A 12,339-nucleotide genomic window follows, 5' to 3' on the forward strand; every position below is an offset into this window, starting at 1 on the left:
GTCAGGAGTTTGGGCGCGTTGGCAGAGGCGCATGCCTAGACCGCTAGAAACCCGCCGTCACGGGTCAAGTCAACAGCAGGCTGCCAATGCGCGTCGGCTACGCGCAGCCCCCTCACCCGGATTGCTTCTCAATCCGACCTCTCCCCAACGGGGAGAGGTGACAGAGCGCCATCGCCAATATCCAGGTTGGACGGATTACCGCCCGCCGCGCGAAACGCGCTCGATCTCGGCCTTGACGATGCGCTCGACCAGACCCGGCAGATTGTCGTCGAGCCAGGATTTCAGCATCGGCCGCAGCATCTCCTTGACGAGATCCTCCAGCGTCCGCGCATTGTTGCTGAGCACGGTGTTGGCCAGCGTGTGGAAGGCGGATTCCACCGCGGACACGGTGGTCTGCGACAGCATCTGCGCCGACGGCTGCTGCGGCGCGTCGTAGGACGGCGGATCGAACATCGGCGTGCGAGGCCGCTCGGCGGGAGCGGCCACCGCTTCCGCGAATTCGAGGTCGTCCTGCAGTTCGACGCGCTGGAAGGACGGTGCCGGCTCGGGCTCGGGCTCGGGCTCGGGCAGCACCATCTCGTCGGTCAGTTCGAACACTTCGGGCTCGGGCTCGGGCGGCTGAACCTCTTCTTCGGCCGGAGCGGAGTCGAAGCCGGCGAGCATCGCGTCGATGTCGTCCTGGCTGTTGCTCGCCGCAGGCGCCGGCATCGGCGGCGGTGCCGGCTTCGGCGCGACCGGTGCCTTGGCGGCCGCTGCCTGGGCGGCGGGATTGACCGACGGCGGGATATTGCTCATGGCGGGCTTCGCTGCAGGTACTGCCGCCGGCGGCGCCGGCTTCGGCGCGGCGGCTGTCTCCGCCACAGCCGGCTTGGCTTCGTCGTCGGCGATGATCCGCCGGATCGACGCCAGAATCTCCTCCATCGAGGGTTCCTGGACCTTTGCAGGCTGCGTCATTTCCGACTCCGCATCATCAACGCTCTCAAAGTATTACACCAGACGGGCCCGTCTTTGGCGGTTCTCGCTGGCGAAGGCGGAGTTTTCATGTCGCGCGCCCGACTTGTCCCCAGATCAGGCGCCGCCGATCGCAGAGACAGCCACGTCACGCCATCACACTACGAATCGTTCTGTCACCTCGGGAAAAGGTACGTCATCGCAACAATCGATTGCAAGCAAAGGGCCGCCGAAGCGGCCCCCGACTGATGTCATCGGATAAGGATGCGTTAATCAGCGACCGTCGGGGGCGCGGACACCGACCCAGCTATCGCGCACCTGGTGGTAATGCACGCTCGGGTCATAGACCGTGGTCGAGAGCTTCAGCACCGCTGGCGACAGTCGGCCGACCGCATTGAGCACGGCGTAGGATGCGACCACGCGATCATGCTGCGCGATCACCAGCGAGTTGCGCGCGTTCACCAGCGCCTGCTGCGCGTTCAACACGTCGAGCGTGGTACGCTGTCCGGCGCGGGCTTCCTCGCGCACGCCGTTCAGCGCGATCTCGGACGCCTGAACCTGCGCCTGCGCGGATGATACCTGCGCCTTGCCGGCCTGCAACTGGCCCCAGGCCTGCACCACGCTGGCGCGGGTCTGGTCACGGGTCTGTTCGAGCACCAGACGCTGTTGCGCCAGGGTTTCCTTGGATTGCCGGATCAGCGAATATTCCGCGCCGCCCTGGTAGATCGGCACCGAAATCTGCGCCACGCCGGACGCGCTGAACTGTCGCGAGATCGCGAAGGTCTGTTCGTAAGCCTGTTGCACGTTGGCCTGCAGCGTCACGGTCGGAAACAGCGCGCCCTCGTTGACCTTCACGTTGAGGTAGCTGACGTCGATGCCGAACATCGCCGCGGTGACGTTGGGATTTTCCGTGAGACCGAGATCGATCGCGCCGGGCAGATTGGCCGGCAGGAAACGATCGACCGGCGACCCCGCCTGCAGCGCGTTCGGCTCGATGCCGATGATGCGGCGGAAGTTCGAGCGCGTCGTGGTGAGGTTGGATTCGGCGGTGAGCTGCTGGGTGCGGCCGGCGGCGAGCTGGGCTTCGGACTGCGCCACGTCGGTGCGGGTGACTTCGCCGACATTGAAGCGGTCGCGCGTCTGCTTCAGCGTCTGCTCGAGCACGCGGGTATTGCTGCGCTGCACTTCGACGATCGCGGCGTCGCGCAGATAGTCCATGTAGATCGTGGCGGCGGACAGCAGCACCGACTGCTCGAGCACGCGCAGGCCCTCGCGGGCCGACGACACCTGGCCTTCGGCCGCCCGGGTACGATTCGCGGTCTGCTGACCGTTGAACACGGTCTGGCTGATGGTCGCGCCAACGGCGCGCGGGATCTGCGTGCCGTGGACATTCACACCGCCCGAGATCGCATCGGCATACTGATAGCCGCCGCTGGCCGTGACCGAGACGCGCGGACGGTAGCCCGACAGCGCCTGCGGCACGTTTTCGTCGGTGACGCGCACCGAGGCGCGCTGGGCGTTGAGCTGCGGATTGTTCTGATAGGCGCGCACCAGCGACACCTCGATGGTCTCCGCGAGCACCGGCGACGTGCCAACAAATCCCAGCAAAAGCGCCGCCGCAGCGGCTCCGGTGAGAATTTTTACGCCAGCCATCCCAGGTAATCCGTTCATTCCGTTCACCGATCCAAATCGCGCACTGCGGCGGCCAGACCGGCTTCCCGTCTGTGAGTCTCCACTCACCTTATGCCGCCGACCTGCCGGACGGAACCTCCCGCGGCGTTATCCCGGTGGAAACTTGCCCGCTGGGACTTCCCGGCCACACTTGAATTGGGCGCAGGCGATCTTACCGCGGAACGGGCCCGGCCAGCTCAGAATACGAATGCCGGCAGCCGTTCCAGCCCCGGCAACACCGGCACGGCGGCGTCGAACAGCGCCCTTGTGCCGTAATCATCCTGGCTGTGGGTCACCATCATCGCCCGCTGCGGCTGGGTCATGGCGAACACGCCGACCAGCCGGCCGCCTGGCGCGAGCTGCTGGTACAAGGTGCTGGGGATGATTTCGGTCGCGCCGACCAGCACGATGAGGTCATAGGGCCCGTTGGCGGCGAAGCCCTCGGCCGCCGGCGCTGCCTTGAACACGACATTGCCCAGGTCGAGATCGGCCAGGCAACGCGTGGCCTTGCCGATCAGCGACGGGTCTTCCTCGGTGGCGGTGACCCGGCCGGCGATCTTCGCGACGACGGCGGCGGAATAGCCGGTGGCACAGCCGACCACCAGCACATTGTCGGTCGCGGTGACCTCGGCGGCCTGCAGCATTCGGGCCAGCACCACCGGCTTGATCAGGAAGCGCTTCGCGCCGCCCGGCGCGCTGATGTCGAGGTCGATGTCGAGATAGGCCATCGCACGCTGGCTGGCGGGGACGAAGTCCTCGCGCGGCACAGCCAAAAGGGCTTCGAGGATGCGCAGATTGGTGACGTCGCTGGGACGCACCTGACCATCAACCATCTTCTGGCGCGCGGTTGAATATTCGGACATGGGCGATCCCTTGGCATGCGGCTGGAGTTGCTCGATGGAATTACGGCAGGGGCAAGCCGGTGGCAAGAAGTCTGATGGCGGACGGGCACGGAAGCGACACGGGAACGATCGCCTGCCCGGCCGGTTGGGTCGGCAACATGCACTGCAATCGTGCGGCGGACGGCTCGTTTTTCCGGGCGTCCCCTTTCATGCCAGGGAGCAAACACCATGTCGAAAGATGCCAACGGCACAGAGGTAAAATCGGCCATCAAGGCGCGCGGCGCCGAACGCGGCCCGACGACGCGCAACGTGCTGGTCTGGAGCCTCGGTCTCGTGGTGGTGGCGTTCGCGGTGATCTATATTTTCTTCTTCAACAGCTGACGCACCCGCGGTTTCCGAAGGCTTAACCAATATCGTGATCGTCTGGGGAATGAGGACTTCTGAAGTCCTTGAAAAAATTTGGCTCCCCGGGCCGGATTCGAACCAGCGACCATTCGATTAACAGTCGAATGCTCTACCACTGAGCTACCAGGGAACAGCGAAGCAAGCCTCGCTCGTCGCAGCGTATAACAAAGCGATCCGGGCTTGCAAAGCGGGAAATGCAAAGTGCCGCCTGCCACGCGGTATAAAACGAAAAGGATCGCATTACCGTGATTTACCGGGGGTTTTTCGTGATTCTGAAATCATGAACGACCACAAAATCGGGAACTTGAGGCACAGCACGACACAACGTCATCGCCAAAACGTCGCATTCCGATCTAAAATTGAGCGGCGCGAGACGACAACCGGCCCCCAACTCCGAATCGCACAAGGTGACCACATGTCTGCCCTTCACAGCGCCCCTACCGCCGATCATTACGCCCTGCCCTTCATTAGCGACGATGAATGCCTGCTGCGGCTCGCTGCCGTGGTCGATCATCACCAGACCGACGCCACACCCGACGACGAGCATCTCGATGAGCTGGCCGGCCTGATCGGCCGTCTGGCGGTGCCAATCGAGCTGTAACGGTCCTGATCGATCGAATTTATAGGGACGCGTGCACGGCGAGGTAACCATCCTTCGCAGTGCAGGTGGATTGGTAAAATTTGAACGATCCGCACAACGCGCCAGCAGAGTTCTTTCGCCAGATTGCATCCAACAAGGAGCAATCAAATGAGCGAAGCCGAACTCGACCTCTTGCTGGACGCGGTCCGCACCGAAATCGAAGCCGAGGCGTTGGACGATCTGCGCAGCCAGGCGATGTTCCTGGCGCCGGTGCCGACCGCCGCCAATGACAATGGCCTCGAATGGCCGCTGGTCCCCTTCCCCGATGGCTGGGGCGCGTCCTGCTGAACGACGACGCTCTCGGCGCCGAAACGGCGCCGGGAAAAATACAGTCGGGCATTGCCTAAACGGCCATCCGACTGTAACAAAGCCGCCGATGGGGCCATGTGGCGGAGTGGTTACGCGCCGGTCTGCAAAACCGTTTATTCGGGTTCGATTCCCGACGTGGCCTCCATCCTTTCAAACACATATTGTGAAAAGCTGAAGCACGTTGCGAGGATTGCAGCGGCGATTGGGCGTGGCGTAGGCATTGCCGTGCCGCCCCGGATCGGGCCGACACGATCAAAATGCGTTTCCGAGAAGGGTGGCTGGCTCCGCCGTTGCAGCGCAGGCCGGGTTCAGGCGCTCTTTTTGCGGCGCCAGTCGCGCTTCTTCGGCTTCAGTTCCGGCATCACGCTCTGGGCTTCCTGGTATTTCGCGAGCATGCGGACGAAGCTGGCATTCAGCGTCTCCGCGATCTCCGGGCGCTTTTCCAGATTCGACAGCAACATGCCGGCGGCCTCGATCGTCGAGAGGCCGTCCTTGCGCGGTTCCTTGCGCAGCTTGCCGTACAGCGACGGCTTGGCGGGCCCGAGAATCACCCGCTGGCACTTCAGCATCCAGGCGTTGCGCCACCACAGCGCCTTGGCCTGACTCCAGGTCCCGTCGAGCAGCACAATGCCCTGGATCTCCTTGAGCAGCGCGCGCTGGTTCTCCTCGGCTTCGCCCTTGCGGTCGATGGCCAGAAGATCGCGGTCGGTCTCGAAATCGGAGACTTTTGCGGAGCCGAGATAGAGCACGGCCCAGCGCGACGGGTCGGCGATCGGCCGGCCCAGCGCCTTGGCCAGGCTCGGCCACGACAGCCCGACCTTCACCACGGCGTTCTTGAAATGCGCGGCGGTCACGCGGGCGGTGCCGAGCGCACGGTCCTGTTCCTGCGGGTGCTGCAGGATGAGCAGGCCGATGCGGCTCTCGATGGTCGGAATGCTGTCGCAGATGCACAGAGGCACCGGCTTCATGCAACGCGGGCATTCCGGGATCGCATCTAGCTCACCGGCTTTCAGTTCTGAAATCTTGGACATGGCCCGCTATACGCCGCGCGGCCCCCCGCTTCAACCACCGTGACGGCCCGGAGATGCCTATTCGGCCGGCGCGGGCAGCGCCAGCGGTCGCGGCCGGCGGCGCAGCCGGTCCATCAGGAGGTAGATCACCGGCGTGCTGTACAGCGTCAGGATCTGCGAGATCAGCAGCCCGCCGATGATGGTAATGCCGAGCGGCCGGCGCAATTCGGTACCCGGCCCGGTCGCCACCACCAGCGGTATGGCGGCGAAGGCCGCCGCCAGCGTGGTCATCAGGATCGGCCGGAACCGCACGCTGCAGGCCTCGAAGATCGCTTCGGCCGGCGACAGCCCGCGATGGCGCTCCGCGTCGATGGCGAAATCCACCATCATGATGCCGTTCTTCTTGACGATGCCGATCAAGAGGATGATGCCGATGAAGGCGATCACGGTGAGCGGCGTATTGGTGATCTGCAGCGCCAGCAGCGCGCCGAGGCCCGCCGAAGGCAGCGTCGAGATGATGGTCAAGGGGTGCACCAGGCTCTCATAGAGCACGCCGAGCACGATATACATCGCGATCAGCGCGCCCAGGATCAGCAGCGGCTGCCGGCCGGAGGTCTTGCTGAAGTCGCCGGCGCTGCCGTCGAAGCCGCCGCGGATGCCTTCCGGCATGTGCAATTCATCGACCGCGCGCTGGATGGCGCCGGTCACGGCGTCGAGCTGCACGCCGGGCAACGTGTTGAACGACACGGTGGTCGAGGGAAATCCGCCGGAATGCGCCACCGACAGCGCCGCCAGCGTCCGTTCGGCGCGCACCACGGCCGACAGCGGCACCTGCGCGCCACCCGCGCCGGCCACAAAGATACGGTCGAGGTCGGAGGGATCGTTCTGGAACTTGCCGTCGATCTCCATGATCACTTTATACTGGTTGCGCTGGGTGTAGATCGTCGAGATCTGGCGCTGCGAGAACGCATTGTTGAGCGCGTTGTCGATGTCCTGCACCTTCACGCCGAGGCTTGACGCGGTCTTGCGGTCGATCGCCAGCGTCAATTGCAGGCCGCCGGGATCGCGGTCGCTGGAGACGTCGGTGATGCCCTCGACGGTCTCCAGCCGCTTGCCGACCAGCGGCGCCCATTTCTGCAGCAGATCGAGATCGGTCGAGGTCAGGGTGTACTGGTAGTTGGAATCGCTCTGCCGGCCGCCGGCACGCAAATCCTGCGCAGCAAACATGAACAGCCGGATCCCCGGCACCACGCCGAGTTCGCGGCGCAGCCGGTTGATGACATCGTCGGTCGAGGCGCCATTGCGCTCCTCCGGCGGTTTCAGGCTGATGAACATGATGCCGCGGCTGGCCCCGCCACCGCCCGGACCGCCGGAGCCGCCCAGCGACGAGCCGACGCCGGCGACGGCGGGATCGGCCAGCACGATGTCAGCGAGGCGTTGCTGCAGGCCCAGCATGGCCTGAAAAGAGGTGTCCGCCGAGGCGCGGGTCGATCCGATCACGAAGCCCGAGTCGTCGCTGGGGAACAGTCCTTTCGGCGTCTTGATGTACAGCACGACCGTGAGCGCGATGGTGGCGAAGAACACCAAGAGCGTCAGCAGCGGAAAGCCGAGAACGACGCGCAGCGAGCGTTCGTAGAACGCCACGACGCGCGACAGCGTGCCCTCGACGATGCGGTCGAACCTTGTCTCTGTGCTGGAAATCCCGGTTTTGATGTACCGCGCGCAGATCATCGGCGTCACGGTCAGCGACACCACGGTGGAGACGATGATCGAAAACGTCAGCGTCAGCGAGAATTCGCGCAGCAGACGGCCGACCAAACCGTCCATGAAGATCAGCGGCGTGAACGCCGCGATCAGCGACAGCGAGATCGACAGCACCGTGAAGCCGATCTGGCGCGCACCCTCGAGCGCGGCATGCAGCGGCGCCATGCCCTCCTCCAGGTTGCGGTACATGTTCTCGATCATGACGATGGCGTCATCGACCACGAAGCCGACCGAGATCGCCAGCGCCATCAAGGACAGGTTGTTGATCGAGAACCCGGCCAGCCACATCCCGGCGCAGGTGCCGGCCAGCGCCAGAGGCACAGACACGCCGGCCGCGATGGTGGGAATGCCGCGCCGCAGGAACAGAAACACCACCGCCATTACCAGCGCGGCGGTTGCCACCAGCGTCCACTCCATGTCCTCGACCGAGGCCCGGATCGTGCCGGTGCGGTCGGTCAGCACCGAGATCTCGATGCCGGCAGGAATCCATTGCTTGAGATCGGGGATCAGCGCCTTGACCCTATCGACGGTGTCGATGACGTTGGCGTCGCCCTGTTTGGTGATCTGGATCAATACCGCCGGCTGCTTGTTGAACCAGGCGATCGAGCGGCTGTTGCGGGTGGCGTCCTGCACGTCGGCAATATCCGACAGCCGCAAAAAGTTGCCGCTGGCACTCTTGACGATGATGTCGCGAAACTCTTCCGCGGTCCGCATCTGCGGGTTCATCGACAGCGTTTCGCTCTGCCGCCCGCCATTGAAGATGCCGACAGGCCCGAGCGGATTGGCGTTGACTATCGCGGTGCGGACATCGTCGGTGGAGATGCCGGCATTCGACAGCGCGATCGGGTTGAGCTGGATCCGCACCGCCGGCTGGTCGGCGCCGCTGGAGGTGACCTCGCCGACGCCCGGCACCTGCGAAAGGCGCTGCACGATCACCGTATCGGCGACGTCGTAGATCGCGCTGGCCGACATCGTCTTCGAGGTCAGCGCCAGAATGAACACCGGGGCGGCCGACGGGTTGGCCTTGCGAAAATTCGGCAGCGCCGGCAGGTCGGTCGGCAGGTCGGCCAATGAGGCGTTGATCGCGGCCTGCACGTCGCGCGCGGCGCGGTCGACGCTGCGGCCGATGGCGAATTGAAGCTGGATCGAGGTCGAGCCCAGCGAAGAGGTCGAGGTGATCTGGTCGAGGCCTGCGATCACGCCGAGCCGGCGCTCCAGGGGGGCCGCGACCGTCGCGGCCATGATGGCCGGCGCCGCCCCCGGCCGCGTTGCCGACACCCGGATCATCGGGAAATCGACGTTGGGCACGGCCGCGACCGGCAGCAGATGGTAGGCGACCGCGCCGATCAGAAACAGCCCGATGCCGAGCAGCGTGGTGCCGACCGGCCGGCGGATGAAGGGCTCGGAGATCGAGACGGCCATTACGGCGCCCCCCTCGCCGCTCCCGCGACCGGCGACGTCGGCGGCACGATCACATCCGGCGCCTTCTCGAAGCGGCGGTTGATGCGGTCGAGTGCCAGATAGATCACCGGTGTGGTGTACAGCGTCAGGATCTGGCTCAGGACCAGGCCGCCGATGATCGAGACGCCGAGCGGGAACCGCAATTCCGCGCCGGTGCCGCTTTCAACTGCCAGCGGCAGCGCGCCGAACAACGCCGCCAGCGTGGTCATCATGATCGGGCGGAAGCGCAGCAGGCAAGCCTCGACGATGGCCTCCTCCGGCGTCCGGCCGTGATGCCGCTCCGCGTCGAGCGCGAAGTCGATCATAATGATCGCGTTCTTCTTGACGATGCCCATCAAGAGGATGATGCCGATCAGCCCGATGACCGAGAGGTCCTGCCCAGTCGCCATCAAGGCCAGGATCGCGCCGACGCCGGCCGAGGGCAGCGTCGACAGAATGGTGATCGGATGGATGTAGCTCTCATAGAGCACGCCAAGCACGATGTAGATCGTCACTAAGGCGGCGAGGATCAGCCAGGGCTGGCCGGACAGCGACTTGGAGAATTCCGCGGCGTCGCCGGCGAAAAAGCCGTTGATGCTGCCAGGCATGCCGATGCGCTGCTCGATCTTCTTGACCTCCTCGACGGCATCGCCGAGCGCCTCGCGGGGAGCGAGGTTGAAGCTCAGCGAGATCGCCGGAAACTGCGCCTGATGCGAGATCGACAGCGGCGCCGTGGTGCGCGTCAACGTGGCCACCGCCGACAGCGGCACCTGCGCGCCAGCGGTACCCGGCAGATAGAGTTTCGACAGCACGTCGGGATCGCGCTGCTGGCTCGGCAGCGCCTCCAGCACGACGCGGTACTGGTTGGCCTGGCCGTAGATCGTCGAAATCTGGCGCTGCGCGAAGGCGTCGTTCAGCGTGTCGTTGATGCCCTGCAGGCTGACGCCGAGCTGTCCGGCGCGTTGCCGGTTGATGTCAAGCGCGGCGCGCAGGCCGCCGGCCTGGTTCTCCGACGACACGTCGCGGAACATCGGATCGCGGCGCAGTTCGGCGACCAGTTTTTCCGACCATAGCCTGACCTGCGCCGCGTCGGTGCCGGTCAGCGTGTACTGGTACTGCGAGCGGCTGGCCTGGGTGCTGATCTGGATATCCTGCACCGGCTGGAAGTAGACCGTCATGCCGGGAATGCTGGCGACGCTCTGCTTCAGCCGGTCGATCACCTTCGTAATCTCGTCAGGGCGCTCGCCACGCGGCCGCAGGTTGAGCACCAGCCGGCCAACATTGGTAGTCGGGTTGACGGTGCCACCGCCGATCACCGAGACCACGCCGGTGACGTCGGGGTCGGCCTGAATGATAGTCGCCACCGCGGCCTGCCGGCTCTGCATCTCAGCGAAGGACACGTCGGCGCCGGCTTCGGTCACCGCGATGATCGAGGCGGTGTCCTGCAGCGGCAGGAAGCCTTTGGGCGCGATGATATACAGGCCGAGCGTCGCGGCGACGGTCAGGAACGTCACCACCAATGTCGCCGGCTGATGCTTCAGCACCCACAGCAGGGTGCGGTGATAGAACGCCACCATGCGGTCGATGAAGCGGCTGATGGCCGCCAGGCCCGGCACCTGCCACTCGTCATGGGTGTGTTTCAGCAGCCGCGAGCACATCATCGGCGTGAGAGTGAGGGATATGACGGCCGACACCACCACCGCGATGGTCAACGTCAGCGCGAATTCGCGGAACATGCGGCCGACCAGCCCGGACATGAACAATAGCGGGATGAACACCGCGATCAGCGACACCGTCAGCGAGATCACCGTGAAGCCGATTTCACTGGCGCCGGACAGTGCCGCCTGCATCGGGCTTTCGCCGTCTTCCATGTGACGGACGATGTTCTCGATCATCACGATGGCGTCGTCGACCACGAAGCCGGTGCCGATGGTCAGCGCCATCAGCGAGAGATTGTCGAGGCTGAAGCCGGCGAAATACATCACGCCGAACGAGGTGATCAGCGACAGCGGCAGCGCCACGCCGGCGATCAGCGTCGCGCGCAGCGAGCGCAGGAACAGCAGCACCACCAGCGTCACCAGAATTACCGACAGCACCAGCGTAAACTGCACGTCGTGTACCGAGGCGCGGATGGTGACAGTGCGGTCGGACACCACCGACAGCTTGATGCCGGCCGGCATCGCGCGCTGTACCTTGGGGATTTCCTCGTTGATCTGCCGGACGACCTCGATGACGTTGGCGCCGGGCTGGCGCTGGATCTCGATGATCACCGCCGGCGTGCCCTGGTACCAGCCGCCCGTGCGGTCGTTTTCCAGCCCGTCGACGATCTGCGCGATGTCGCCGATCGTCACCGGGGCGCCGTTGCGGTAGGCGACGATGATCGGCCGGTAGGCATCGGCGGCGGCGATCTGGTCGTTGGCGGCGATGGTGTAGGCCTGCTGCGCGCCGTCGAGCGAGCCCTTCGGGCCGGACACGTTGGCGCCCGCGATCGCCGTGCGCAAATCCTCCATCGAGATGCCGTAGGCGGCCAGCCGCGACAAGTCGGCCTGCACCCGCACCGCCGGCTTCAGCCCGCCCAGCACCGCGACGCGACCTACGCCAGAGATCTGGCTGAGCCGCTGGCCCAGCAACGTGTCGGAGATGTCGCTCATCGCCCGCAGCGATATGGTGTCGGAGGTCAGCGCCAGCGTCATCACCGGCGCGTCGGCCGGGTTCACCTTGGCGTAGACCGGCGGGTACGGCAGGTTCTTCGGCAGCACGCCGGCCGCGGCATTGATCGCGGCCTGCACGTCCTGCGTGGCGCCGTCGATGTCGCGGTTGAGATCGAACTGCAGCGAGATCGAGCTGACGCCGAACGAACTGGTCGAGGTCATCGAGGTCATCGACGGGATCTGGCCGAGCTGGCGCTCCAGCGGCGCTGTGATCAGCGAGGCGATCACGTCCGGGCTGGCGCCGGGCAGTTGCGTCGAGACCTGCACCGTCGGGAAATCGACCTGCGGCAGCGCCGACACCGGCAGAGCCCAATAGCCCAGCGCGCCGCCGATCAGGAGCGCGATCCCCAGCAAGGAGGTCGCGACCGGCCGGCGGATGAAGGGTTCGGAGACGCTCATGGCTGCGCGCTCTTTCTTCCCCTCTCCCCCGGCGCCGCAAAGCGGCGTTGGCGGAAGAGGGTGGCCGCGCGCAGCGCGGACGGGAGAGAGGGTGGAGCGGCAAACGCCGATGCCAGCGTTCCGCGTCGCCCCCCTCTCCCGTCTCGAACCCCGCTACGCGGAGCTTCGATCCACCCTCTCCCGCCCAGCGAAGCTTC

9 protein-coding genes and 2 tRNA genes are annotated in these 12,339 nt (G+C 65.4%); 4 read left to right on the forward strand and 7 right to left on the reverse strand.

From position 1 onward, the window contains the following. Nucleotides 1-195 precede the first annotated feature (195 nt). From FIU28_RS14645 to FIU28_RS14655, 3 genes are all read right to left on the reverse strand, one after another. Complete coding sequence (locus FIU28_RS14645; RefSeq protein WP_143573980.1) at nt 196-954, reverse strand: PopZ family protein; 759 nt, start codon at nt 952-954, stop codon at nt 196-198. A gap of 270 nt (nt 955-1,224) precedes the next feature. Continuing rightward, entirely contained in the window at nt 1,225-2,604 is a 1,380-nt protein-coding gene (locus FIU28_RS14650) for a TolC family outer membrane protein (protein WP_143573981.1), read from the reverse strand. A gap of 215 nt (nt 2,605-2,819) precedes the next feature. Then, the gene (locus FIU28_RS14655; protein ID WP_143573982.1) at nt 2,820-3,485 is read right to left on the reverse strand and encodes a protein-L-isoaspartate O-methyltransferase family protein; all 666 of its coding nucleotides are present in this window, start codon (nt 3,483-3,485) and stop codon (nt 2,820-2,822) included. Between the two features lie 207 nt (nt 3,486-3,692). Here FIU28_RS14655 and FIU28_RS26460 point away from each other — a divergent pair, with 207 nt between their 5' ends. Next, the gene (locus tag FIU28_RS26460) at nt 3,693-3,845 is read left to right on the forward strand and encodes a hypothetical protein (RefSeq protein WP_168202950.1); all 153 of its coding nucleotides are present in this window, start codon (nt 3,693-3,695) and stop codon (nt 3,843-3,845) included. Nucleotides 3,846-3,924: 79 nt separating this feature from the next. On the opposite strand, the gene FIU28_RS14660 is transcribed toward FIU28_RS26460, so the two are convergent. Next, a tRNA-Asn gene (locus tag FIU28_RS14660) sits at nt 3,925-3,999 on the reverse strand. Nucleotides 4,000-4,284: 285 nt separating this feature from the next. Between FIU28_RS14660 and FIU28_RS14665 the strand changes: the two genes are divergently transcribed. The 3 genes from FIU28_RS14665 (at nt 4,285) to FIU28_RS14675 (ending at nt 4,963) form a co-directional block, all read left to right on the forward strand. Continuing rightward, entirely contained in the window at nt 4,285-4,470 is a 186-nt protein-coding gene (locus FIU28_RS14665; protein WP_143573983.1) for a hypothetical protein, read from the forward strand. A gap of 147 nt (nt 4,471-4,617) precedes the next feature. After that, nucleotides 4,618-4,797, forward strand: coding sequence for a hypothetical protein (locus FIU28_RS14670; protein WP_143573984.1), 180 nt, complete (start codon nt 4,618-4,620; stop codon nt 4,795-4,797). Nucleotides 4,798-4,889: 92 nt separating this feature from the next. Continuing rightward, nucleotides 4,890-4,963 (forward strand) — tRNA-Cys (locus FIU28_RS14675). A gap of 163 nt (nt 4,964-5,126) precedes the next feature. Here the strand turns inward: FIU28_RS14675 and FIU28_RS14680 are convergent. From FIU28_RS14680 to FIU28_RS14690, 3 genes are read right to left on the reverse strand one after another with little or no spacing between them, the layout of a single operon-like run. After that, on the reverse strand, nt 5,127-5,849 hold the full coding sequence (locus FIU28_RS14680; RefSeq protein ID WP_143573985.1) for a tRNA-uridine aminocarboxypropyltransferase: 723 nt from the start codon (nt 5,847-5,849) through the stop codon (nt 5,127-5,129). Nucleotides 5,850-5,906: 57 nt separating this feature from the next. Then, entirely contained in the window at nt 5,907-9,014 is a 3,108-nt protein-coding gene (locus FIU28_RS14685; protein ID WP_143573986.1) for an efflux RND transporter permease subunit, read from the reverse strand. Beyond that, nucleotides 9,014-12,142 (reverse strand): efflux RND transporter permease subunit, encoded by a 3,129-nt coding sequence (locus FIU28_RS14690; RefSeq protein ID WP_143573987.1) that lies wholly within the window; start codon nt 12,140-12,142, stop codon nt 9,014-9,016. Before FIU28_RS14690 ends, FIU28_RS14685 begins: the two co-directional genes overlap by 1 nt. Nucleotides 12,143-12,339: the final 197 nt, after the last annotated feature.

The sequence above is a fragment of the Tardiphaga sp. vice154 genome (assembly GCF_007018645.1).
In the GTDB taxonomy this organism is placed as follows: domain Bacteria; phylum Pseudomonadota; class Alphaproteobacteria; order Rhizobiales; family Xanthobacteraceae; genus Tardiphaga.